Annotated in this window: 22 protein-coding genes; 12 read left to right on the top strand and 10 right to left on the bottom strand. The window is 71.4% G+C overall.

The genetic code is table 11. From position 1 onward, the window contains the following. Positions 1-76: 76 nt before the first annotated feature. Positions 77-1,726, bottom strand: a complete 1,650-nt coding sequence (locus BM430_RS14365; protein WP_093567937.1) for a porin — start codon at positions 1,724-1,726, stop codon at positions 77-79. 930 nt (positions 1,727-2,656) lie between these two features. Here BM430_RS14365 and BM430_RS14360 point away from each other — a divergent pair. The 5 genes from BM430_RS14360 (at position 2,657) to BM430_RS14340 (ending at position 8,344) form a co-directional block, all read left to right on the top strand. Beyond that, a complete protein-coding gene (locus BM430_RS14360; protein WP_093567936.1) occupies positions 2,657-2,866 on the top strand; it encodes a hypothetical protein in 210 nt (69 codons plus the stop codon). A gap of 285 nt (positions 2,867-3,151) precedes the next feature. Further along, positions 3,152-3,493 (top strand): hypothetical protein, encoded by a 342-nt coding sequence (locus BM430_RS14355; RefSeq protein WP_093567935.1) that lies wholly within the window; start codon positions 3,152-3,154, stop codon positions 3,491-3,493. 42 nt (positions 3,494-3,535) lie between these two features. Further along, positions 3,536-3,814: a hypothetical protein gene (locus tag BM430_RS14350; protein ID WP_093567934.1), complete on the top strand. Its 279-nt coding sequence runs from the start codon at positions 3,536-3,538 to the stop codon at positions 3,812-3,814. Between the two features lie 95 nt (positions 3,815-3,909). Continuing rightward, positions 3,910-6,465 carry a sensor histidine kinase gene (locus tag BM430_RS14345; protein WP_093567933.1) on the top strand — a complete coding sequence of 852 codons (2,556 nt, stop codon included), beginning with the start codon at positions 3,910-3,912 and terminating at the stop codon, positions 6,463-6,465. A 169-nt stretch (positions 6,466-6,634) separates the two neighbouring features. Next, positions 6,635-8,344, top strand: coding sequence for an ABC transporter substrate-binding protein (locus tag BM430_RS14340; RefSeq protein WP_093567932.1), 1,710 nt, complete (start codon positions 6,635-6,637; stop codon positions 8,342-8,344). Here BM430_RS14340 and BM430_RS14335 read toward each other — a convergent pair. Further along, positions 8,317-9,750: a protein adenylyltransferase SelO gene (locus BM430_RS14335; RefSeq protein ID WP_093567931.1), complete on the bottom strand. Its 1,434-nt coding sequence runs from the start codon at positions 9,748-9,750 to the stop codon at positions 8,317-8,319. The two genes, BM430_RS14340 and BM430_RS14335, sit on opposite strands and share 28 nt — an antisense overlap. A 423-nt stretch (positions 9,751-10,173) precedes the next feature. Between BM430_RS14335 and BM430_RS14330 the strand changes: the two genes are divergently transcribed. Together BM430_RS14330 and BM430_RS14325 are read left to right on the top strand one after the other, a co-directional pair. Further along, on the top strand, positions 10,174-10,950 hold the full coding sequence (locus BM430_RS14330; RefSeq protein ID WP_093567930.1) for a cold-shock protein: 777 nt from the start codon (positions 10,174-10,176) through the stop codon (positions 10,948-10,950). A gap of 75 nt (positions 10,951-11,025) precedes the next feature. Then, positions 11,026-11,280 (top strand): hypothetical protein, encoded by a 255-nt coding sequence (locus BM430_RS14325; RefSeq protein WP_093567929.1) that lies wholly within the window; start codon positions 11,026-11,028, stop codon positions 11,278-11,280. Positions 11,281-11,334: 54 nt separating this feature from the next. Here BM430_RS14325 and BM430_RS14320 read toward each other — a convergent pair whose 3' ends face one another. After that, on the bottom strand, positions 11,335-11,790 hold the full coding sequence (locus BM430_RS14320; RefSeq protein WP_093567928.1) for a hypothetical protein: 456 nt from the start codon (positions 11,788-11,790) through the stop codon (positions 11,335-11,337). Positions 11,791-11,944: 154 nt separating this feature from the next. Between BM430_RS14320 and BM430_RS14315 the strand changes: the two genes are divergently transcribed. Together BM430_RS14315 and BM430_RS14310 are read left to right on the top strand one after the other, a co-directional pair. Continuing rightward, complete coding sequence (locus BM430_RS14315) at positions 11,945-12,145, top strand: hypothetical protein (protein WP_093567927.1); 201 nt, start codon at positions 11,945-11,947, stop codon at positions 12,143-12,145. Positions 12,146-12,247: 102 nt separating this feature from the next. Then, positions 12,248-12,514: a YARHG domain-containing protein gene (locus BM430_RS14310; protein ID WP_093567926.1), complete on the top strand. Its 267-nt coding sequence runs from the start codon at positions 12,248-12,250 to the stop codon at positions 12,512-12,514. 235 nt (positions 12,515-12,749) lie between these two features. Here BM430_RS14310 and ppa read toward each other — a convergent pair whose 3' ends face one another. Both ppa and BM430_RS14300 read right to left on the bottom strand, forming a co-directional pair. Further along, on the bottom strand, positions 12,750-13,283 hold the full coding sequence (gene ppa / locus BM430_RS14305) for an inorganic diphosphatase (RefSeq protein WP_093567925.1): 534 nt from the start codon (positions 13,281-13,283) through the stop codon (positions 12,750-12,752). A gap of 336 nt (positions 13,284-13,619) precedes the next feature. After that, on the bottom strand, positions 13,620-14,126 hold the full coding sequence (locus BM430_RS14300; RefSeq protein WP_093567924.1) for a GNAT family N-acetyltransferase: 507 nt from the start codon (positions 14,124-14,126) through the stop codon (positions 13,620-13,622). A gap of 196 nt (positions 14,127-14,322) precedes the next feature. Between BM430_RS14300 and BM430_RS14295 the strand changes: the two genes are divergently transcribed. Further along, positions 14,323-15,048 (top strand): fused DSP-PTPase phosphatase/NAD kinase-like protein, encoded by a 726-nt coding sequence (locus BM430_RS14295; protein WP_093568015.1) that lies wholly within the window; start codon positions 14,323-14,325, stop codon positions 15,046-15,048. Between the two features lie 75 nt (positions 15,049-15,123). Here BM430_RS14295 and BM430_RS14290 read toward each other — a convergent pair whose 3' ends face one another. Continuing rightward, entirely contained in the window at positions 15,124-16,008 is an 885-nt protein-coding gene (locus BM430_RS14290; RefSeq protein WP_093567923.1) for a DMT family transporter, read from the bottom strand. A gap of 29 nt (positions 16,009-16,037) precedes the next feature. Beyond that, positions 16,038-17,825 carry an ABC transporter ATP-binding protein gene (locus BM430_RS14285; RefSeq protein WP_177303045.1) on the bottom strand — a complete coding sequence of 596 codons (1,788 nt, stop codon included), beginning with the start codon at positions 17,823-17,825 and terminating at the stop codon, positions 16,038-16,040. A gap of 192 nt (positions 17,826-18,017) precedes the next feature. Between BM430_RS14285 and BM430_RS33975 the strand changes: the two genes are divergently transcribed. Further along, positions 18,018-19,529 carry a serine protease gene (locus tag BM430_RS33975; RefSeq protein WP_177303044.1) on the top strand — a complete coding sequence of 504 codons (1,512 nt, stop codon included), beginning with the start codon at positions 18,018-18,020 and terminating at the stop codon, positions 19,527-19,529. 26 nt (positions 19,530-19,555) lie between these two features. On the opposite strand, the gene BM430_RS14270 is transcribed toward BM430_RS33975, so the two are convergent. From BM430_RS14270 to dapA, 3 genes are all read right to left on the bottom strand, one after another. Then, on the bottom strand, positions 19,556-19,741 hold the full coding sequence (locus tag BM430_RS14270) for a hypothetical protein (protein WP_093567921.1): 186 nt from the start codon (positions 19,739-19,741) through the stop codon (positions 19,556-19,558). A gap of 102 nt (positions 19,742-19,843) precedes the next feature. Continuing rightward, positions 19,844-20,317: an SsrA-binding protein SmpB gene (gene smpB / locus BM430_RS14265; RefSeq protein WP_048428442.1), complete on the bottom strand. Its 474-nt coding sequence runs from the start codon at positions 20,315-20,317 to the stop codon at positions 19,844-19,846. 69 nt (positions 20,318-20,386) lie between these two features. After that, on the bottom strand, positions 20,387-21,289 hold the full coding sequence (dapA, locus tag BM430_RS14260) for a 4-hydroxy-tetrahydrodipicolinate synthase (protein WP_093567920.1): 903 nt from the start codon (positions 21,287-21,289) through the stop codon (positions 20,387-20,389). A gap of 299 nt (positions 21,290-21,588) precedes the next feature. On the opposite strand from dapA, the gene BM430_RS14255 reads away from it, so the two are divergent. Next, the gene (locus tag BM430_RS14255; protein ID WP_093567919.1) at positions 21,589-23,895 is read left to right on the top strand and encodes a lytic transglycosylase domain-containing protein; all 2,307 of its coding nucleotides are present in this window, start codon (positions 21,589-21,591) and stop codon (positions 23,893-23,895) included. The last annotated feature ends 67 nt before the right edge of the window (positions 23,896-23,962 follow it).

Raw genomic sequence — 23,962 nt, 5'->3', positions numbered from 1 at the left:
CTTGTCCCGGTGTCCGGGCAACGAAAAAGGGGCCCCGGCTCGCGCCGGGACCCCCGATATCTGGACTTCCGAGATCTTAGAAGTCGCGCTGGACGCGCATGCGGATCTGGAACGTGTCCGTGGCGTTGGTGGTCGGCAGGGCGACGCCGGCGGCGGTGAACGGCACGCCGTTCACGACGCTGGCGACGTTGGCCGCGCTCAGGCCCGGGGCCTTGTTCTGGTCGATCACGCGGCCGCTCTGGGTCGCGAGGCGGGCGTAGTTGCCCTCCAGACCGATGTCGAGGTCACGCACCGGCGACCAGATCAGGTTGGCACCGACGATGAGCTGGTTGGTGTCGCGGATCTGGTTCGAGAACGCGTAGCCCGGAGCGAACGGGCTCGGCAGCGACGAGGTGGCGAAGCCGCTGATCTGGTTCACGAGGCCGAGATTGGCGCGGCTGGCCTTGCCGTAGGACATCTCGCCGTAGCTGCCGAACACCGCCGAACGCCACTCGGGGGTCCAGTAGTGCAGGTAGGACGCGACGACGGTCCACGAGGTCGACAGGTCGGCCTTGCCGTTCACCGGATTGATGACCGCGTCGACCAGCGAGGTGCCGAGCGAGGTGCCGGCGGCGAGCGTGGCGAAGTTGGTGTAGCCGCCGAGCCAGGCGTTGTAGCCGGTGTAGCGGATGGCGCCCTCGCCGTAGGAGCCCTGCAGGTAGAGCAGGTCGCCGGCGGCGATGAAGGGCAGGTTGATCTTCAGACCACCCTGCACGGCCCAGCCGTACTCGCTGTTCGGGCGGGGAGCCACGGCGCCGACGGTCGAGAAGCCACCGAACGAACGCACCTGGTTGGCGTTGGCGGCGTTGATCTCGTGCACGGCGGCCGAGATCTGGGCCGAACCCCAGGCGGCGTCGTAGCGGAGCGCGCCGACGAAGTCGGGCAGACGCTGACGCTGGATCACGTCGTAGTCGGCGATGACCGGCTGGCCGAAGGCGTTGGTGCCCAGCACCGGGGTGAAGTTGCCCGAGCCGGGAACGAAGATCTGGTAGCCGGTGAAGTTGGAGCCGGCCGAGCCGCTGCCGTAGATCGGGGTCTTGCGGAGCAGCGGGTCTTCCATCGACAGCGTGGCCGAGAAGCCCTGACCGAAGGTCGCCGTGTAGGCGAGCAGGTTGGTCGAGGAGATGTCGGAGCCGAGCGACGACGCGATGAACTCGAGGTCGTGGGCGTAGAAGTCGAAGAACGAGGCGGCGCGACCGGCGGTGAAGCCGGCGAACTGGATGAACGCCTTGTCGAGGCTGACGCCGTTGGTCACGCGGCCGAACGTGTCGACGCCGAAGGCCGGGAAGCCGGTGCCGGCGTTACGGGCGGTGCCGGACGCGAGGAACGGACCGGTGCCGTAGGACAGGTCGAAGCGGACGAAGGCGCGCAGGGTGCCGTAGCCGGTCGCCGTGCGGGCGTCGAGGTTCAGACGGCCGAGGCCCTGGTAGCCCGTCAGGTCACCGCCGTTGTTGTTGGTGCCGCGGGTGTAGCTCTGCAGGTACGTGGCTTGGAACCGGGCGCGACCGGAGACGCGCAGGCAGGTGTCGGTACCCGGGATGTAGAAGAAGCCGGCGCCGTGGGTCGAGCAGACGCGGACGTACTCGACGGGCACAGCCTTCTTGATCGGCAGATCGGCGGCTTGGGCAGCGGCAACAACGGTCAGGCCAGCGGCCGACCCGAGAAGAAGGCTCTTAACGAGCTTCATGGAGACCTCCAAGATTTCGGACCCGAAAGGGGTGAACGACTCTGTTCCGAAGACCTTTTCGGCCTCGAGACCATGTCCCTCTTATGCCCCCGAAGATTCGGCCGCCGCACAGGTTCGGCCGAACCGCACCTGACTTCATGCGGTGCGACGGAACAATCTTTCATGACGCCGAGTTGATCAATCTCCTCCAAGCACTAACAAGCGCCGGACGCCGCCTTGACGGGAGAATGTGGCAGAATCACCACATTGTGACTGTGCCACATCTTAGTTGTGACCTATGCGCTAACAAAATCTCCAAGAACTAACAAGCGGGTTCGATACGATTACTTGCGCCGCATTGAAGCTCTAACAAAATATAAATATTAGAGTACGGATCGATCCGATCTGAGTATAATCACGGATTGGTATAATTTTATCGGGCAAATCTCTTATAAACGACGGAAATGTAGATCGACGCCGATGATGTGCCGATCCGGCAGGGTCGGTATGATTATGGTGTTTGGAGGATTTCTGCGGCCGTCCCGGACGGCTCGGGGGCGGCTGCGTCCGGGGGGATCCGGACTCCGCTGTGGAGGCGAGGCGTCCGGTCTGCCCGGGCGACCCGCGAATCGGGGGCGGCTGCGCCGTCGGCGCCGAGGGCGGACGACGGCGAATGGAAGGTGCCTTTCGAGGGGCGTCGCCGCAGCACCCCGCAGATCCGCCTCATCGCGGCGCATGTCGGCAGGAAGATGGAGCGGCAGGAAGACGGCGAGGAGGGCCGGGCGCCAGCCCCACCGTCCCGGCCCGCGGGACCGCGGCCCGGAGATTCTTCCCAGCTGCCTCTCGCCCCGGATGCCCTTTCCCTCGGCTCCCTCTTGCCTCCAGTTTTGAGTTGTTCTAATTAGCAACTGACGGGGCCGGGCGACGGCTCACCGGACGGGAGAGACCACGATGGCGACCACCCAGGGCGCGGCCTGCAACAGCTGCCGCTACTTCGACGACCACAAGCTCAACGGCGCCGCCGCCACCGGCGACCAGGGCCTGTGCCGCTACAACCCCCCGGTCAGCCAGCCGGAGCCGCAGGGCCACGGCCTGTGGCCGGTCGTCGCCGGCCAGGATTGGTGCGGCCACTTCACCGCCGAGCAGCATCCGGCCGAGTGATCCGATCGGACCGGTTCGCGACCGATTGATCTGAGACGATCGATTGGTTCGCGGCCTGCGATCGCACCAAATTTCTTCCGGCAAGTCCGTCCCCCTCTCCCGCCGGAGAGGGGGATTTTTCACATCAGTGCTGCAACGCCGAATGTTTCGTCGACTGCTGCCGACGAAACACGATCCGCTTCGACTGGGCCGAATCGGCGCTCCGACGCAAAATCGCGGACATGCAACGCCTCTATACCGCCCCCCACAAGAGCCCGGGACATAACGGGTTGCGAGGAGGCGAAGATGATCGTGGCGCGGGTGATCCTGATGAGTGCGATGCTGACGGCCGGCGTCGTCGAGATGACGAAGACGACGGCCGCGCACCTGGCCGGGGATGCCCGCGAGGCGGTCCCCGCCGAGATGTCCGTGGAGGCGCCCGCCGGGACGCCGCGGGCGCTCCCGGTCTCGACGGCTCCGGCCGCCGGGCGCGCCTGCACGGAGGCGGCCTGGCCCTTCCGGCCCGACACCTGCCTGCAGCCGGAGGGCGCCCCGCAGGGGGCCGCGCCGCGCCGGCCGGTGCGGATGATCGAGGAGCTGCGCCCGGCCTTGCCCGTCCGGATGCCCGGCCGGGTCTCGGTCGGATGACGCCGGACACCCTGCGACGAGGCCGCCGACCGCGAGACCGTCATGCCGCATTTCAGCGCCGATCGCCTCGATGCGCTCCTCACCGGCGATCCCGCCGGGCTGGAGGCGCTGCGCGCCCTCTTCGGTGCGGACCCGAGCCGCTGCACCGGCTGCCGGCCGGCTCCCCTGATCCCGGCCAGCCCGGCACCGGTCCCCGCCCTCCGGCCGAGGCGGCAGGCCCCCGAGGGCCGGGCGACGAAGCGCCGGTCGATGAAAGGCAGTCCTGGCCCGGTCTCCGGGACCCGCGGCCGGACGATCCTGCGGCCGCCGATGCCGGGATGAGGCGGGCGGGTCTGCCCGGATCCGGCAGGTCCCAGGGCCCTGGCAGACCTTGAGAAATAATGCATAGTCGGCACCCGCGGCGGAACGGGACCACGATGCGGGTCGGCCACAAGATCTTCCTGGTCGGCGGTCTGCCGATCGCCATCGCGGCGCTGATCGCGCTCGCGGGCTGGCTCCTGCTCGACCAGGCCGGGAAGGCCCGCGACGGCGCGGTGCTGGCCGGCGCGATCTACCGCACATTGACCCTGTCGACGACGGTGCGCGACGAGTTCGTGGCGGCGCGCCCGGCCGAGCGCACCGACCACGCCGAGCGCTTCGCCCGCCTGACGGCCGAGTCGGCTGGCTCCCTCGACGACCTGCGCCGCTACGCCCGCACCCCGGATCAGGCGGCCCGCATCGAGGCGGCGCGCGACGCGCTGCGGGACTCGATCGAGCAGATGCAGGCCCTGGTGCGGATCACCCGGGAGAACGACGGGCTGATCGCCGACATGGCCGCCCGCGCCGACGCCCTGGTGAGCCTCGCCGACCAGGCCCGCGACCGCCAGCGCGCCGCCAACACCGACCTCGTCGTCTCCCTCACCGACAAGGCCGCCACCCTGCGCCAGGTCCGCGACGTGGTCGGCGCCGTCAACGAGCTGCGCAGCCTGGTGGCCCAGGCCGAGATCGAGGCCGCCCGAGGCGCAGGGACGGCGGCAGGAGGAGGTGCCGGCGGCGTGCCGTCCACCATGGTCCAGTCCACTATGGTCCAGTCCACCATGGTCCAAGTGCGCAACGCCGCCCGCGACCTCGCGACGGCGCTCAAGGGCGACCGGCGCGAGCGCGAGGCGGAGGAGCTGCTGATCCTGACCGCCGCCTACGAGGCCTGGCGCGGGTCCGAGGAGCCGCGCCCCCTGGCCGCGGGCGGCATGGTGACCGAGCACGCGCCGCTCCCCTCCCCGGTCAACGTCCTCGACGAGTGGTGCGAGCGGATCCTCAAGATCGACGGCTCGGCCCAGCGCGCCCTGCACGACGAGGTCACGCAGCTCCTCGCCTACGCGGTGCAGGCCAACGAGACTGAGCAGGCGACCCAGAACATCGCGCTGGAAACCCTCAAGCTCGGCCAGCGCACCGCCGAGGCCCTGCGCCGGCGCGACGTGCCGGCGGCGGCGGCGATGCTGGAGGACGGGCGGCGCCTGTCCGAGACCGCCGCCGCCCTGCCGATCTCGCCGCTGATCCAGGGCGAGATGATCGATGCGATCGACGGCTGGCGCGAGCGCCTCGGCACCACGGTCGAGGGCCTGCGCCGGCAGAACGAGGGCATCGCGGCGATGGACGGCCTCGCGGCGGTGATCGGCGAGACCGCCCGCAGCCTCAACGAGGTCTTCATCGACGATGCCGACCGCCTCGGCACCTTCCTCCTGCGCCTCCTGCTCGTCGGCGCCGGCGCGGGCCTGGTGGTCGGCTCGACGGTCGGCCTCGCGGCGGCGCACTCGATCACCGGGCCGCTGCGCCAGCTCCAGCGCGGCATGCTGGCGCTCGCCGCCGATCCGTCCCGGCGCGTGCTCGGGAGCAAGGATTTCGGGGGCAAGGATGCCCGGGGCAGGGATGTCCGGGGCGGGGATCTTGGCGGCGACGACGTCGGCGAGGCGGTCGGGCGCCGGCGCGACGAGCTCGGCGACATGGCGCGCGCCACCGCGATGTTCGTCGAGGAGATCGGCCGGCGCGAGCGCGCCCTGCGCCGGGCGAAGGAGGAGGCCGACCGGACGCTCGCCGAATTGCGCCAGACCCAGTCCGACCTGATCCAGGCCGAGAAGCTCGCCTCGCTCGGGCAGCTCGTCGCCGGGGTGGCGCACGAGATCAACACGCCGCTCGGCATCGCGCTCACCACCGCGACCCTGGTGCGCGACGAGGCGCGGGATTTCGGCGAGCTGGCGAAGACCGGCCAGCTCTCGCGCTCGCGCCTGTCCCACTTCGTCGAGCGGATGCAGGAGGGCTCGCACCTGCTCACCGCCAACCTCGCCCGGGCGGCGGACCTCGTCCACAGCTTCAAGCAGGTCGCCGTCGACCGGGTGAGCGACGAGCACCGCCGCTTCTCCTTGCGGGAGTGGCTCGGGGAATTGCTGCGCAGCCTCGGGCCGCTCCTGCGCCGCGGCGGGCACCGCCTCGAACTGGAGGGGCCTGAGGTCCGGGACGGGATCGACGGCGGGGAGTTCGAGGTCGACACCCATCCGGGCGCGCTCGCCCAGGTCATCACCAACCTGGTCAAGAACGCGGTGGTGCACGCCTTCGCGGACGGACAGCCGGGGCGCATCGTCGTCGCGGTGTCGCAGGTCGCGGCGCCCCCAGGATCGCTGTCTCAAGGCGCGCCGCCTCAGGAGGACGCCTGGGTCCGCCTCGAGGTGCGCGACGACGGGCGCGGCATCGCGGCGGCGGACCGCGAGCGGATCTTCGATCCGTTCTTCACCACCGCCCGCCACCGCGGCAGCTCGGGGCTGGGCATGCACATCGTCTACAACCTGGTCACCGGGCAGCTGCAGGGCCGCATCGCGGTCGAGAGCCGGGAGGGCAGCGGCACGGTGGTGCGGGTCGAGTTCCCGGCCCGCCTCGCCAAATCGGATCCCGGGCCGGCCCCTGCCCGAGCGGGCGCGGAGACGCGCGTGGCGGCGCAGTAGGGCGCCGCGCCGACTGGGGATTTTTTCCTTGCCGTGGTGTAGTGACACGGCGGGTGTCGTCCGGCGGGCGGAGGACCGCTTCGGCCGGGATGACGGGGCTCGGACCTGGAGCGGCCCGCGACCGGGTGCCGCTCCGAGACGACGTGGTGCGGCGGAAGGCGGGGGAGCGATGCCGGGCAGGACACGACGAGGCGGCACGCGCTGCCGGGCCGCGGGGCGGCCCCCGGCGCTCCTTCGCGCCGCACCGGCCCTCTTCGCCGTCCTTCTCTGCCTCGCCGCGCTGCCGGCCGCGGCCAGGACCCTGGTCTTCTGCTCCGAGGGCAATCCCGAATCGCTCAACCCGCAGCTCGTCACCACGACGACCGGGATGGATGCGGCCTGGCCGGTCTTCGACACCCTGGCGGCGTTCGAGCCCGGCACCACCACGATCCGCCCGAGCCTCGCCGAATCCTGGACGATCTCGCCGGACGGGCGCGACTACACCTTCACCTTGCGGCCCGGCGTCGCCTTCCATCGCAACGCCCGGTTCAAGCCGACCCGGCCGCTTTCCGCCGAGGACGTGGTGTTCTCGATCACCCGGCAATGGCGGGCGGACCATCCGTTCCACGCGGTGTCCGGGGGGCAATACGCCTACTTTCGCGATCTCGGTCTCCCCGAGCTGATCGAGGCGGTCGAGGCGCTCGACCCCCGCACGGTGCGCATCCGCCTGCGCGAGGCCGACGCCACCTTCCTGCCGAACATCGCCATGACCCTCGGGGCGGTCCAGTCGGCGGAATACGCCGCAACCCTCCTGGCGGCCGGCGAGCAGGAGCGCTTCGACCGCGAGCCGATCGGCACCGGACCGTTCAGCTTCGTGGCGTTCCAGCCCGACGTGGCGCTCCGCTACCGCGTGTTTCCGGATTACTGGGGCGGGCGCCCGGCGATCGACAGCCTGGTCTTCTCGATCACCCCCAACGCGGCGGTGCGGCTGGCCAAGGTGCGGGCCGGCGAATGCCACCTGATGCCCTTCCCCAACCCGTCCGACCTCGATTCCATCCGGGCCGATCCGGCGCTGATCCTGATGCGGGAGGAGGAGCTGAACATCGGCTACCTCGCCCTCAACGTGCTGAGACCGCCCTTCGACGACCTGCGGGTGCGCCGCGCCGTCGCGATGGCGATCGACAAGGCGGCGATCGTCGAGGGGATCTACGGCCCGGGCGGCACCGCGGCCCGCTCGCCCCTGCCGCCGAACCTCTGGGGCCACGACCCGACGCTCCGGGACCCGCCCCTCGACCGGCCGGCGGCGCAGAAGCTGCTCGCCGAGGCGGGCTTCCCCTCGGGCTTCGAGGCCGAACTGTGGTACCCGCCGGTGAGCCGGGCCTACAATCCGAACGGCCGGCGCGTCGCCGACATGATCCAGGCCGACCTCGCCCGCATCGGCGTGCGCCTGCGGCTCCTCACCGATGAGTGGAGCGCCTACCGGGCCAAGATGCTGGCCGGCGTGCCGGCGATGGCCCTGTTCGGCTGGACCGCCGACAACGGCGACCCGGACAATTTCCTCGGCGTGCTGCTCGGCTGCATCCCTGCCCGGCCCGGCGGCAGCAACGTCGCCCGCTGGTGCGACCCCGCCTTCGACGCCCTGGTGACCCGGGCCCGGCGCCTGCCCGACCAGGCCGCCCGGGCCGCGCTCTACGTCCAGGCACAAGCCATCTTCGCCCGCGAGGTGCCGTGGGTGCCGATCGCCCACTCGGCGGTGTTCGTCGTCGCGCGGCGCGAGGTGACGGGCTACCGCATGGATCCCCTCGGCCGGCACCTGTTTCGCGGCGTCGGGCTGAGCGGGCCCGAGCCCCGCGGGAGCCCGGCCCCCCGGCCTCAGGGGGCCGCGGGTTCCGTGCCGTAGGCCTGCGCCATCTCGCCGATCGCCGCGAGCTTGGCGCGATAGGCCGACCAGTCGTCGGCGGCCGCGATCGGCGCCCACAGGGACTCGACCTCGTCGATCAGCATCGTGCAGGGCGTCTCCTTCGCGAAGTACGGATGGTCGAGCCGCGCCGCCGGATCGGGCGAGAGCGGTTCGAGCGCCCGGCGCATCCGGGAAAAGCCCTCACCCGTGTAATGCGCCGCGGCCGGGCTGCGGGCCGCCCGCGCTTCGCTCGCCAGCCCGCCGTACCAGTCGAAGAAGACCTGCTCGAACGGCGCCCGGCTCTGCTGCAGGAAGGCCCAGAACGCGCCGACGAGGGCGTGCATCGCCGTCTCGTCCGCCGGCGCCGCGAGGCCGAGGCGGCGCAGGATCGCCCCCGCGAAGGCCTCCTGCAGGGCCGGGCCGTAGGCGTCCATGGCGCTCCCCAGCCGCGCCTCGTCCGAGAGCGGCAGCAGGCACTCGGCGAGCCGCGCCAGGTTCCACCCCAGGGCCTCCGGCTGGCGCCCGAAGGCGTAGAGACCGTATTCGTCGAAGTAGGCGGCGGTGAAGGCCGGGTCGTTGACGGGAGCGAAGCGCCAGGGGCCGTAATCGAAGCTCTCGCCGGTCACGTTGATGTTGTCGGTGTTGAGCACGCCGTGGACGAAGCCCGCCGCCATCCACTGCGCGCCCATCCGGGCGACCCTTCGGCAGACATCGGCGAGGAAGGCCGCCGCCCGGTCGGCCGGGTCGTCGCGCCAGGTGTCCGGACGGTAGGTGCGGATCGTGTGGTCGAGGAGCCGGAGCAGGTTGTCGCGGTCGTCATAGGCGCGGAAGCGCTGGAACGTGCCGATGCGGATGTGCGAGTGGCTGAGCCGCACCAGCACCGCCGAGCGGGTCGGCGACGGCTCGTCGCCGCGGACCAGCGCCTCCCCGGTCTCGATCAGGCTGAACGATTTCGAGGTCTCGACGCCGAGCGCCTCGAGCATCGTGGTCGCCAATACCTCCCGCACCCCGCCCTTGAGCGTCAGGCGGCCGTCGGCGGTGCGCGACCACGGCGTCTGGCCGCTGCCCTTCGTGCCGAGGTCGAGCAGGCGCCCGTCCCGGAGGTCGTGCAGTTGGGCGAACAGGAAGCCGCGGCCGTCGCCGAGATCCGGGTTGTAGCTGCGGAACTGGTGGCCGTGGTAGCGCAGAGCCAGCGGCTCGGGAAAGCTGCCGGGCAGGGGCTGGAACTGGCCGAAATGTGCGAGCCACTCCTCGTCCGTGAGGGCGCCCAGGCCAACCCGCTCGGCCCAGGGCTGGTTGCGGTGGCGCAGGATATGGGCCGGGAAACGGGCGGGCGCGACGACGTCGTAGAAGTCGGGGCCGAGATCGGCGTGACGGCGCGACGGACGAAGGAAGGGGGCCGGCATCGGGACCTCGACGGATGGAACACGGGTAAGTGGTGCAAGGGAGCAGGACAGGCAACGCGTCGCGGCCTCGGCAGGGTCCCGCGCGGATGCGCCCCATAGGTGTTAGACCTATGCCCGTGTCACGCGGGGCCGGGCTCGCGGCGCGCGAGACCGTGCTTATACGCCACAGTGATGCGCGATGGACACGGGGAAAAGATGCCGAATCGGGCTGTCAATCCGCGTCGCGACGTGAGAAAGTAACCCCCGTCATCGCCACACGTGGCAGATCCGCCTTGCGGTGCGGTCTGAGTTGCGTCAGGAGTGTGGCGGTCATCTTGGTCACCGCAGCCGGGAATGGAACGATCTCGAGGCGTCGGCTGTCAGGCACAGAGCGCACCGGGGTACAAGGGTGGTCGGCGGTTTTTACGTTTTGGCGAGCTTCTAATGGGACGTGGTCGTGATTTCCGGGAGCCGCGCCGTCGCGGCTTCGACGAGGGTGGTGGTAGCGAGCCGCGGTGGCCTGACCAGGCGCCGCAGGGCAGCAGCTACGGCGGTGGCTATGGTGGCGGTGGCGGCGGCTACGGTGGTGGCGGCGGCGGTGGTTACGGCGGCGGCGGCTTCGGCGGCGGCGGCGGTGGCTTCGACCGCGGCGGACCGCGTGGCGCTGCCCCCTCGGGGCCGGAGCGTGACGCGACGGTCAAGTGGTTCAACAAGGAGAAGGGCTTCGGCTTCGTCGAGCTCGGCGACGGCTCGGGCGACGCCTTCCTCCACATCCGCGCCGTCGAGGCGGCCGGTCATGCCGATCTGATGCCGGGCACCCGCCTGACCGTCCAGACCGCGCAGGGCCAGAAGGGCCCGCAGGTGACCAACATCACCAGCGTGGACACCAGCACGGCCGAGGCTCCGGTCCGTCGCGATCCCCGTCCGCCGCGTGCCGGCGGCTTCGGTGGCGGCGGCTTCGGCGACCGTCCCGAGCGCGGTGGCGGCGGTGGCCGCTTCGCCTCCGGTCCGTCGACCGAGATGAGCGGCACCGTGAAGTGGTACGATCCCGCCAAGGGCTTCGGCTTCGTCTCGGTGAATGACGGCGGCAAGGATGTCTTCATCCACCGCTCGGCGCTCGCCCGCGCCGGTCTCGAGTCCCTCGCCGAGGGCCAGCCCGTCACCATGGGCGTGGTCGAGGGCATGAAGGGCCGCGAGGCTCAGAGCATCAACGTGGATTGATCCTCGGTGCGTTGTCGCACGAGTGATCGATCGACACGGACGGAGCGGTGGTCCCTGGCCACCGCTCCTTTCCGTTTGTGCGCCGTCCTGATCGGTCCCGCCCTGGCGGGTGTCCTCTCCGGGCCGGCGGCGGCGGAGGACTTCACCGGCTTCTATGCCGGGGTCAATGCGGGCTATGGCTGGGGCAAGGCGCATCGCGAGGGCGCGAAGCCCGGCACGCCCCCTCCCGCCTGGGACAGGCCGCAGGAGGCCGACGGCCTGCCGCCGAGCGCCGCCCGGGCCGCCGACCGCAATCCCGCCCTGTCCGGGTCGAGGAACGGCGCGCGCTGAGCATCCCGGCCGCGCGCGCCTGTTTTCGTATGGCGGCCGATCGGTGCGGGTGCCTCACGCGCCGTACTGCTTCAGGACCGACACCTCCGCGAAGGGGGCCGGCCACAGGACGATCCGGTACCGGTCCTGGCCGTCGAGGCCGTCCGGGCTGATCGTTCCCAGGCCGCCATGCTCGGCTCTCACCCGGTAGATGCCGGGAGCCACCGGGACGACGTCGACCGACCCGCCCGTGCATTCGTGGATCTCCAGCCGCCCGGAGGGAAGGGCGAGGCTCGCTTCCGCGACGTGATCCCAGCGATCCAGATCGAGGGGCGGGGCGTCCCGCACGACCTCGACCTCGACGGGCACCTCCATGTTCCGCTCGGGCTGGACGACGACCACGAAGGGCGCCGCCTTGATCCGGCGAGCGACGTCCGCGGCGGTGAAGTCCGTCGGCGCGTCGGGACTTGCCCCGTGGTCCCACAGGTAGAACTGATGGTAGTCGGCGAGGATGCGGTAGCGCCTGACCATCGCGTCGGATCCCCTGCCCCGCCGGCGTGATCGGCGGCTCTCGTCGAAAAATGCTGTAGGGCGATGCCGCCGCGGGACAAGCGCAGGCGTGCGGAACCGCCGTGCTTGTGGCATGGTGCCGGCCGAACCCAACCGGGCTCGGGACCCCTCCACCATGACCAGTGTTCACGACGTCACCCCGGACCAGCTGCGCGGGCTGGAAGCCGCCGGCGAGGCCGCGCTCAACGCCGCGCTCGGCCGCCTCTCGGCCCGCGAGCGCGAGGCCTACTGGGCCTCGGTGCGCCGCGCCTACAACGCGCCCTACAACGACGCGGTGAAGAAGCCGCGGTCGGCCGGCGCGGCAGCGCGGGCCTGACGGCCGGATCCACGCTTCGCGGGCGCATCCCCGCCCGCGAGCGCTCGGGCGGATGCCGCCTCGTCCTGCCCCGCCTCGGCCCTTCGGAAACAGGTGCGACTCATGAAGAAGACAGCCGCGATCTCCGCCCTGCTGCTGCTGGCCGGCGTAACGCCCGTCCTGGCGCAGTCCTGCGACGAGTTCTGGTATCAGCGGAACATGATCTTCAAGGAGGCGGGCTACTGCTTCAAGACCGCCAAGGCGATCCGGAACTTCGGCAATGCCGGCTGCCGCTACGACGATCAGGCCGACGTGCCCCTGTCGGCGCGGCAGCGCGCCGAGATCGCCGAGATCACCTCGATGGAGCGGGCGATGCGGTGTGCCCCGTGATCGCCATCAACCCTCCCGCCTCTGCGGGGAGGGTGCCCTGCGAAGCAGGGCCGGAGAGGGGACGACGCTTCCGGAAGTGATTGACCCGTTCCGACGGGCGCCACCTGGATCAGCGTCGCGCTGCCCCTCTCGGCGGGACTTCGTCCCGCTGCGCTCGCTCCGCTTGCCACCCTCCCCCGCAGGGGGGAGGGTTCGCGTCCTGGTCTTCAGATGGGAAAGGGCGGGCGCCCGCCCCTCACTCCGCCTTCTTGGCCCGCTCGATACCCTCGAGGATCAGGCGATGTGCCTCGGCCTTGTCGCCCCAGCGCACGATCTTGACCCACTTGCCGGGCTCGAGATCCTTGTAGTGCTCGAAGAAGTGCTGGATCTGGTGGATCGTGATGTCGGGCAGGTCGGTGTAGTTCTCGATCCGGTCGTAGCGCTTGGTCAGGTTGCGCGACGGGACGGCGATGATCTTCTCGTCCTCGCCGGCATTGTCCTCCATCACCAGCACGCCGACCGGGCGCACGCTCATCACGGCGCCGGGGACGATCGCCCGGGTGTTGGCGACGAGCACGTCGCACGGATCGCCGTCGCCCGACAGGGTGTGGGGAATGAAGCCGTAATTCCCCGGATAATGCATCGCGGTGTACAGGAAGCGGTCGACGATCAGCGTCCCGGCCTCCTTGTCCATCTCGTACTTGATCGGCTCGCCGCCGACCGGAACCTCGATGACGACGTTGACGTCTTCGGGCGGGTTCTTGCCGATGGAGATGGCATCGAGGCGCATGAGCAAACTCCCTGCAAGGGCGCGAATGCCCCTGAATGGCGCGGTCCTGAGTGTCTCTCACGAAGCTTCCACGGTCGCCGCCGTTGCTCGCCGTGGCGGCGTCAGCGCAGCGGGAGCTTCGTGAGGTGCACTTAGAGGGACGCGGGCGCCCGCACAAGCGCCGGGACGCAACGGTCGCCGTGACAGTCGAGGACAAGTTCCGCGGCGGCCGGGCCACGGGCAATGTCCCTCGCGCCCCCGGGCCCGCTGCTGTGGATGACCGCAGATTGGGCAGCCGCCCGCCTCCGTGATCACCGAAGAGGCAGGACCGCTCCGCCGGGGAGCCGCTTCCTTGCGTCAGCCGAACAAGTAGGCGACCTTGTGCAGGTCGGCGCCGGCGATGCGGTCGGTCGCCTCGGCCACCACGCGCCCACCCATCCGCTCGTAGAAGTCCCGCGCCCGGTCGTTCTCCGCGAGCGACCACACCGCGACCCGGCGCACGTCGCGGTCGGCGAGATCGTTGCGCACCGCCCGGAACAGCCGGGTGCCATAGCCGAGGCCCTGATAGGTCGGCGCCAGATAGATCTCGTCGATCTCGCCCTCGGCCTTCAGCCCCCGGTCGCGGCAGCGGCCGTAGGAGACGTAGCCGATGACGCTCTCGCCCAGTTCCAGCACCACCAGCGGCCGGTTGCGGCCGATGGTGGAGCGCCACCAGCGCGGCCCGCGCCGGGCCAGCATCCGGTCGAGGGCGACGCCCGGGATGATGCCCTGATAGGCCTCGCGCCAGGCGGCGTCGAAGATCTCCGACAGCATCCCGGCATCCTGGTCCCGGGCCCGGCGAATGCTGACGACCTGAGTGCTCACGGCCTTCCCCCTCGATTGTTAGCCGACGGATCGCGTCCCCACGATGCGGGGGAGACGTCGCAAGCGCAATGCCAGGCTTGTGCGCCGGCTCATCTGCGGCGGCGTCGTTGCGGCCGGGTCACGCGGCTGATAGAGCGGCACGCTGCGCGTGACGCGAATCGCGTATTTTCTCTTAAAGCCAGGCGCCCGCCCCTTCGTGCTCAACCGCTTCCTTCCGCCCGAGACCCGCTACGCCCGCCGCATGGCCCGCATCGCCCGCTGGGAGCAGCCGATCGCCGGCCCGGGCGGGCGCCTGCGCGCCTGGGCCAACATGCTGCTGATCGATCACGGGGTGATCCGGCTGGCCTACCTCAACCGCCACCGGATCGGGCGCGGGATGGTCTGGCGCTCGGCCCAGCCGGCGCCGCACGATCTCGCCTGGTTCCGCCGCCAGGGCGTGCGCACGATCATCTCGCTGCGCGGCGGGCGCGAGCACGGCTCCTGGCAGCTCCAGCGCGAGGCCTGCGAGCGCGAGGGGCTGCAACTCGTCGAGTTCGTGATGCGCTCGCGCGAGGCGCCCGACCGGGCGACGCTGCTCGCCGCCAAGGATTTCTTCGCCGGCCTCGCCTACCCGGCGGTGCTGCACTGCAAGTCCGGCGCCGACCGGGCGGGGCTGGCCGCCGCGCTCTACCTGATCCTGCACGAGGGCCGGCCGGTGCGCGAGGCGGCGCGCCAGCTCTCGGCGAAGTTCGGCCATTTCCGCTTCGCCAAGACCGGCATCCTCGACGCGTTCTTCGAACGCTACCTCACCGAGGGCGAGCCGAAGGGCCTGAGCTTCCTCGACTGGGTCGAGCACGTCTACGATCCGGTGGCGCTCAAGCGCGACTTCCGCGCCGGGCTGTGGTCGGACCTGCTGGTGGACCGGCTGCTGCGGCGGGAGTGAGACGGGAGCCGGACGGTGACGTCCGGTTCTCGTTTCACAAGCCCGCGCGGCACTTGAGCGAAGGCAGCACCGGGCTCACCCCCGTGTCGTCAGCAGAACCCCCGCCCCGATCGCCAGGATGGCCCCGACATGGAGCGGGTCCGGCACCTCGCCGAGGACCGGAATCGCCAGCAGGGTCGCGATCACCGGCACCAGGGCGGTGAAGGCCGGGGTGCGCCGCCCGATCAGCGCGAGCGAGCGGTTGAAGGCGATGAGCGCGACGACGCTCACCATCACGCCCTGATAGACCGCCTGGATCGCCACCTCCTCCGCCGGTGCCTCCAAGACGCGCGAGAGCCCGGAGGCGAGGTAGAGCGGGATGTAGGTGACGAGCGAGCCGACGCAGATCAGTGCCGTCGCCTCCGGGGCCGTGAGGCGCGAGCGGCGCATCCGCACCGTGCCGACGGCCCACAGGAAGGCCGCGGTGAGGAGCAGGCCGTAGCCGAACAGCTCGTCGGCATCGCGAAAGCCGCCCGCCAGGGTGAGCGCCCCGGCGGCGATCAGCCCGAGGCCGGCGAGCGCGAGGCGCCCCGGCCGGTCACCAAGCACCAGCGCGCCGAGAAGGGCGGCGAAGAGCGGCATCGTGCCGGGCGTCAGCGCCGCGCCGTGGCCGGCGGGGGCATAGCGCAGGGCGATCGAGATCAGGAGCGCGAAGGGCGCGCCCTGTGCCACATACAGGAACGCCCCATCGACGAGCGCCCTCCGGTCGAGGCGCTGCCGGCGCAGCAGCAGCACCGGCAGCAGCAGGCACCCGCCGATGCCGAAGCGCAGAGCCACGAGGTCGGCGGGCCCGAGCACGCCCCCCACCCCCACCGTCCGGCGGGTGATGACGAACCAGCCGCCCCACAGGCTGATGGCCAGCAGCGCGAAGGCGACGCCCTCGGCGAGGCGGCGGCCGGATGGCGCATCGGCCGAGGTCATTCCCGAGGTCTTGCCCGGAATGTCGGGCCTCACGACGCCTGCGCCGCGGAAGCGGGCTCCCGGTCGTCGGCGAGCTGGAGCCGGTGCAGCCGGGCATAGGTGCCGCCCCGGGCAATCAGCGCGGCGTGGCTGCCGGTCTCGGCGATCCGGCCGCCCTCCATCGCGACGATCAGGTCGGCGTCGCGCACCGTCGAGAGGCGGTGGGCGATGACGAGCGTGGTCCGGCCCCGCATCAGCCGGGTCAGGGCTGCCTGGACGAGTTGCTCGGATTCGGCGTCCAGCGCCGAGGTCGCCTCGTCGAGGAGCAGGATCGGCGCGTCGCGCAGGAAGGCGCGGGCGAGCGCGATGCGCTGGCGCTCCCCGCCCGAGAGCCGGTTGCCGGCGGGCCCGACCCGGAAGTCGTAGCCCTCGGCCTTGGCGGTGATGAAGCCATGCGCCGCCGCGGCCTTCGCCGCCGCCTCGATCTCCTCGCGGCTCGCGCCTTCGCGGCCGAAGGCGATGTTCTGCGCGACGGTGTCGTCGAACAGCACCACGTCCTGCGACACCACCGCGACGGCGCGGCGGAGCGAGGCCAGCGTCACGTCGCGCACGTCCTGCCCGTCGATCGCGACCCGGCCCTGCCCGACGTCGTAGAGCCGCGGCACCAGGGAGAGCAGCGTCGACTTGCCCGAGCCCGAGCGGCCGACGAGCGCCGTGGTGCGCCCGGCCGGCACGGTCAGGTCGATGCCCTCCAGTGCCGGCGCGTCGTCGCGGTAGCGGAAGTGCACGCCCTCGAACCGGACCTCGCCGCCGGAGACCGTGAGAGCCGGCGCGCCCGGCTTCTCCCGGATCGTCGGCGCCTCGTCCATCAGCGCGAAGGTGCGCGACAGGGCGGCGAGCGCCTCCTGCAGGATGGCGTTGAGGTTGCCCAGCGCGCGGGCCGGCTGGGCGGCGAGCAGGAGCGCCGCGACGTAGCCGGTGAAATCCCCCACCGTCTTCTCGCCCGAGAGGATGCGGTGGCCGATGAAGGCGAGCACGCCCGCGACGGCGAGCCCGCCGCCGACCTCGAGCAGCGGGTCGAGCCGGCCGCGGGCATTGGCGGCCTTCATCTTCAGGCGGCGCACCTCGTCGAGGGCGTCGCGGGTGCGGCCCTTGAGATAGCCCTCGAGGCCGTAGGTCTTGGCGACGCGCACGCCGGCGAGGCTCTCGCTGATCAGGCTCGCGGTGACGCCGACCTGCTCCTGGGTCGAGGTCGAGACCCGGCGCAGCTTCTTGCCGATCCGGGCGATCGGCCCGGCGACGAACGGCACCGTGACCCCGGCGACGAGGGTCAGCCAGGGATCCATCCACACCATCGCGCAGACCAACGCCACCAGCATCGCCACGTCGCGCAGGAGCACGGTGGAGATCCGCGTCAGCGCCTCCTTGATGAAGGCGAAGTCGGTGGTGAAGCGCTGGGTCAGGCTCGCCGGGCTCTCGCGGCCGATCTGGGCCAGGTCCTGCTCGATCATGTGGCCGTAGAGCGCCGCCTGCATGTCGGCCTCGATCCGGGTGACGACCCGGTTGGTCAGCACCGTCTGGCCGAGCAGCGCGAAGCCCCGCACCGCGGTGACGACGATCACCAGGACGGGGCCGTAGGCGAGCGCGCCGGCATCCTTGGCGTCGAAGGCGTCGAAGGCGGCCTTGATCAGGGTGGGATAGAAGCCGGTGGCGGCGCCGATCACCGCGATCAGCCCCAGCACGATGGCCAGCGTGCCGGCATGCGGCCGCAGCCAGTCGCGCCACAGCCGGGTGAGCAGCGGCAGCATGTCGCCGGAGAGGAGGGGGCGCCGCGCCATGATGCTCGCTTCGTCCGTGGAATCGGACGCCGCGCTAGCACGGGGGTCGGCCAAGCGGCAATTCGGCACCGCGCGGGGCTGGGCTGCGGCTTCGCGAAAGTTGCCCACGACCGGACAATTGCCACCTGCACGTCAAGGCCGTGTCAAAACCTCAGCGTGCAGATTGCCCCGCGACACGGAGATCCGACGACCATGGCCCTGCATCGCGCTCACCGGACCGCCCTCGCCGTCGGTCTCGCGCTTGCGGGGCCTTGGCCGCTGGAATCCGCGCCGGCCCTCGCTCAGGCACCCCCGGGCTATGCCGAGGCGGAATCTCGCTTCGCCTTCATGGAGACCGAGCGGCGGGTGCGGGTGCAGACGCTCCTGACCGCCGCCGGCTACTGGACCGGCATGCCGAACGTCACCTTCGGGCGGCGGCTGTTCGAGGCGATCGCGCAGTTCCAGGGCGAGAACGGCTTCCGGCCGACCGGATGGCTCGATGGCACACAACTCGCCCGGTTGCGGGTGCTGGCGACGCAGAAGCTCGCGCCGTGGGGCCTGCGAACGATCGCCCATCCCCTTCGTCCCGTGGCGATCTGGGCGCCGATGGGCCTCGGCCTCACCGTCGAGCGCACGCCCCGCGGGCTCGACCTCAAGGATCCGACACGGCGGCTTTCGCTCGCCTACAACTACCTTCCGGGAGCCACGGTGGCGGACTCGTATGCCTATACGGTCGAGAAGTTCCAGCGCGAGGGCGCCACGCTCCATTACAAGGTGCTGCGGTCGGACTTCTTCGCCATCGCCGCCTCGCAGGACGGCACCGACATCTACATGCGCTACCACCAGGACGGGCCGGGTGCGCTCGGTTTCGCCCTGCGATGGGACACACGGGCGACCGATCTCGCCGCGGAGCGCATCGCGGTCCTGCTCTCCGCCTCCTTGTGGTCGGCGATGACGCCGGACGCGCCCTTCATCCCGCTGCCCGAATTCTCGGTACCGGATGCCCGCGCCGTCGCCCTGCCGCCGGTCCAGACCCCGCTGCCGGCCGTGCCGCCTCCGCAAGCCCCTCCGGCCGTGCCGCCGCCGAGCCCGTCCGGCGGAAAGCCGAGCGGCAGTTCCGGTACCGGCTTCTTCGTCGGCCGGGCCGGCGAGGTGCTGACCAACGCGCACGTGGTCGAGGATTGCGCACGGGTCGAGGTGCGCGGCCCCCTCGGGAGCGTTCTGGCCCAGGTCGTCGCCCGCGACCCCGCCAACGACCTCGCGATCCTGCGCACCGGCCTGACGCCCCCGAAGGTCGCAGGCCTGCGCACCGGCATCCGCCTCGGCGAGCCCGTGGCGGCCTTCGGCTATCCCCTCGCCGGCATGCTCTCCACCTCGGGCAACTTCACCCTCGGCAACGTCACGGCGCTGACCGGGCTCGGCGACAACACCAGCTACCTGCAGGTCTCGGCGCCGGTGCAGCCGGGCAATTCCGGCGGGCCGCTCCTCGACGGCAACGGCAACCTGATCGGCGTGGTGACGGCGAAGCTCAACGCCCTCAACGTGATGAAGGCGAACGGCGACATCCCGCAGAACGTCAACTTCGCCCTCAAGGGCATGGTGGCGGCGAACTTCCTGGACAGCAACGGCGTCACCTTCACGCCGGGCGCGGCCACGGCCCCGATGGCGCCGGCCGACCTCGCCGACCATTCCAAGGCGATGAGCGTCTTCGTCACCTGCCGGTAATCACCGGCCGGTGAGCCTGGCCTGACCTATTGATGCATCATCGCCAGCGCCGCGTGGATCACAGTCGCGCCGCCGATCGGGGCGAGGAACCACAAGAGCACGTTGACCACGATGATCCAGACCAGCACCCGCTCCTGGCGCCCGGTCAGCCTGGGCCGGGGCGGGCGCGGCGGCGGCTCCCAGGGGGGCCGCCATCCTCCCTCGACGAACATCGGCGCCTCCGCTCGGGCCTATGCCAAGGGAAGGTAGGAGGCCGGGACGATACTGTCAGTGCGGCGTGTTGTGCTCTGGAAAGGATCTGCCTTGGGCAAGGATCAGCCCTTGTCGCGCATCAGCCGCGCCTTGTCGCGCTGCCAGTCGCGCTCCTTGGCGGTCTCGCGCTTGTCGTGGAGCTTCTTGCCGCGCCCGAGCCCCAGCTCGACCTTCGCCCGGCCGCGCTCGTTGAAGTAGATCTTCAGCGGCACCACCGTGTAACCCTCGCGCTGGGTCGCGCCGATGAACTTGTCGATTTGGCGGCGGTGCAGCAGCAGGCGGCGCGGCCGCTTGGTGTCGTGGTTGAAGCGGTTCGCCTCGAGGTATTCGGGGATGTAGGCGTTGAACAGCAGGAGGTCGTTGCCCGACGGTCCGGCGAAGGCCTCGCCGATCGTCGCCTTGCCGCCGCGCAGGGACTTCACCTCGGTGCCCGTCAGCGCGATGCCCGCCTCGACCGTGTCGGTGATCTCGTAGTTGAAGCGGGCCTTCCGGTTGTCGGCGACGACGCGGTTCTTCGGCTCGGGTTTCTTGGCCATCGGGCGGCGGACGTCCTCGGGAGCGGGCAGCGGGAGCCGGAAGGCTCCCGCCCTCATATAAGGCGCGGCTCAGCCGTTGGTGAGGCCGGCGTGGCGCAGCGCGCCGTCGACGAGGCCGCGCGTCCCCTCGCCCACCGGCACCATCGGCAGGCGGACGTCCTCGCGCATCAGGTCCAGCTTGGCGAGCGCGTACTTGGTCGGCGACGGGTTCGTCTCGGCGAAGAGGTGGGTGTGGAGCGGCATCAGCCGGTCCTGGAGCGCGAGCGCCGTGCGGTAATCGCCCGACAGGCAGGCCTCCTGGAAGTCGGCGCAGAGGCGCGGCGCGACGTTCGAGGTCACCGAGATCGTGCCGTGGCCGCCATGCGCCATGAATCCCAAGGCGGTCGCATCTTCGCCAGAAAGTTGGACGAAGTCTTCGCCCATGGCTTGGCGTTGCAGGCTGACCCGGGCGACGTTGGCGGTGGCGTCCTTCACCCCGGCGATGTTCGGCAGCTCGAAGAGGCGGGCCATGGTGTCGACGCTCATGTCGATCACCGAGCGACCGGGGATGTTGTAGATCAGGATGGGAATGCCGACCGCATCGTTCACCGCCTTGAAGTGCTGGTACAGCCCTTCCTGGGTCGGCTTGTTGTAGTAGGGCGTGACGATGAGCAGCGCGTCCGCCCCGGCCTTCTCCGCATGACGGGACCGCTCGATCGCCTCCGCGGTGGAGTTCGAGCCGGCGCCGGCCACCACCGGCACCTTGCCGGCGGCCTCGTCGATGCAGGCCTCGACCACCCGGTCGTGCTCGGCGTGGCTCAGGGTCGGGCTCTCGCCGGTGGTGCCGGTCGGCACCAGGCCGTGGGTGCCGTTCTCGATCTGCCAGGCGACGAAGGCCCGGAAGGCGTGCTCGTCGAAGGCGCCATCGCGAAAGGGCGTCACCAGGGCGGTGAGCGAGCCCCTGAGGCGCTGCGAAGTCTGCGTCGACGTCATGGTGGCGTTCCTCGCCCGGTCGGGGCGACGCCCCCGGGATCTCTGGTTGGGAGGCCGGTCCGTAGGCCGATCTTGGGAGGGATCCAGCTCTGGGGACCAACAACTCGGCCGTCCGGCGTCCGACACATAGGACCTTCGGGGCCCCGGCGCAAACGCTCCGGCGCCCGCGGCAACGCGCCCGAACGCCCACGTCCAGCCTCGCGTTCCGGCACGACCGGGCGCCAGGGTTAATTGCTTCTTAACGCGGCGCCCGCACGATGGGCGTCCGGTCTTTCGAGCTCTCCAGGGGAACGGGAACCATGCTGCTCTCGCCTCGACGGCGCCGCCTCGCGGTCCTCGCCCTCACGGTGTCCGGCGCCGCGCTGACCTCGCTGTCGGCGCTCGGCGGCTCGACCGTGACGGCCCCGCCGGACGCTCCGGCTTCCGCGGCAGCCCTTCCTGGGGCGACCCTGACGGGGACGTCCCTGCCCGGGTCGACCCTGCCGGCCCCCACCGCCCGCGCGGTCGAGCGGGTCGACGAGGACGGCCTGCGCCCGGGCGCGGCGTCGGAGCGGCTGCCCGCGACCGCCGCGGCTTTCGCCGCCGCCGACCCGGAGGTACCGATCCCCTTCCCCGCCCCGGACGCGGCGATCAACCCCCCTGCCCCGGTGCCCAGCGTGCCCGATCCGGGCCGGCCGGTGCTCGGCATCGAGGTCGACGGCCCGGCCCTGCGCAGCGCGGTCGAGGCCTACCGGCGCGGCCAGGTGAGCGAGGGCGACCGGATCCGCGACGGGCTCAAGGACCCGGCCGCCCGCGCGCTCCTCGACTGGGCGGCAATCCGCGCCGGGGCCGGCATCGGTTTCGAGCGCACGGTGGCGTTCATCCGCGACAACCCGGACTGGCCGGTGGGCGCCGTACTGCGCCGGCGCGCCGAGGAGGCCCTGCTCTCCCAGCGCAAGTCCCCGTCCCTGGTGCGGTCCTACTTCGCCGCGCGCCGGCCGCAGAGCGCGCCGGGCAAGTTCGCCCTGGCCCTCGCCTTCAAGGCCGACGGGCTCTCCGAGGACGCCGCCGGGCTGGTGCGCGACCTGTGGCGCGAGGACACGTTCGGCCGCACCCTGGAGCTGAGGGTCCTCGACGCCTTCCCGGGGCTGATCGGCGAGGTCGATCACCGCTACCGCATGGAGCGGGCGCTGATGAAGGAGGACTGGGACACCGCCGGCCGCGCCGCGGCCTACGCCGGCAAGGCCTACGGCACCCTGGTGCGCGCCCGCCGCGCCGTCGAGGCGAAGGCCGCGAATGCCGGCTCCGCCCTCGACGCGGTGCCGCCGAGCCTGCGCCAGGATTCCTCCTACCTCTATTCCCGCGCCCAGTATTTCCGCCGCCTCGACCGGCCGGCCGAGGCCGCCGCGGTGATGGCCCAGGCGCCGCGCAACCCCGAGGTCCTGGCCGATCCCGACGAGTGGTGGATCGAGCGACGCATCGTCGCCCGCAAGCTCCTCGATGCCGGCGACGCCAAGGCCGCCTACGCGGTCGCGGCGGGCAACAGCGCCCGCTCGGTCGAGAAGCGCATCGAGGCCGAGTTCCATGCCGGCTGGATCGCGCTGCGCTTCCTCCACGACGCTCCCGTCGCGGCGACGCATTTCGCCGCCGCCGCGGCGATCGCCGAGACGCCGATCTCCGTGGCGCGCGCCGCCTACTGGCAGGGCCGCGCCGCGGAGGCCTCGGGCCAGTCGGTCGAGGCGCGGGCCTTCTACGAGCGCGCGAGCGCCCAGCCGATCGCCTATTACGGCCAGCTCGCCCGGGCGAAGCTCGGCCAGTCGTCCCTGGCCCTGCGCCCGTGCAGCACCCTCGACGAGGCCGCCCGCACCGCCTTCGAGAACCGCAACGCCGTACGGGCCCTGCGCCTGCTGGCGGCGGCCGGCCTCAAGGAGCTGATGCTGCCGCTCTACATGGACTTCGCCCAGCGGCTGACCGAGCCGGCGGAGCTCAACGCACTGGGCGACGTCGCGATGTCGCTCAACGATCCCCGTGCCCTCGTGGCGATCGGCAAGACCGCGGTGCAGCGCGGCCTGCCCCTCGACCGCCACGCCTACCCGACCAACGGCATCCCGTCCTACGAGGCCTCGGCCGCCGTGCCGCAGGTCGAGCGCGCGATGGTCTTCGCCATCGCCCGGCAGGAGAGCCAGTTCGACCCGCGGGCGCAGTCGAGCGTCGGGGCCCGCGGCCTGATGCAGATGATGCCGGCCACGGCGCAGCGCACCGCCCGCCGGGTCAGCGCCGCCTTCGACACCGACCGCCTGACCAGCGACCCGGCCTACAATGCCCGCCTCGGCCAGGCCCATCTCGGCGAGCTGATGGAGGATTGGCGCGGCTCCTACATCCTCGCCTTCGCGGCCTACAATGCCGGCGGCGGCAACGTGAAGAAGTGGATCGACGCCTACGGCGATCCCCGCAACCCGGGCGTCGACCCGGTCGACTGGGTCGAGCGCATCCCCTTCACCGAGACCCGCAACTACGTCCAGCGGGTGACCGAGAACCTGCAGGTCTACCGCAACCGCCTGGCCGAGGCCGGGGACGGGCGCAGCGCGCTCCTGATCGCGGACGACCTCAAGCGCGGGATGCGGTGAGCGCCGTCCGTCGCGGCAGCCCGCGACGGGAGAACGATCAGACGTCGCCGACGAACCGCAGCACGTC

It is taken from the genome of Methylobacterium sp. 174MFSha1.1 (genome assembly GCF_900116815.1).
Classification (GTDB): domain Bacteria; phylum Pseudomonadota; class Alphaproteobacteria; order Rhizobiales; family Beijerinckiaceae; genus Methylobacterium.
This window is presented reverse-complemented; position numbering and strand designations above follow the sequence as displayed.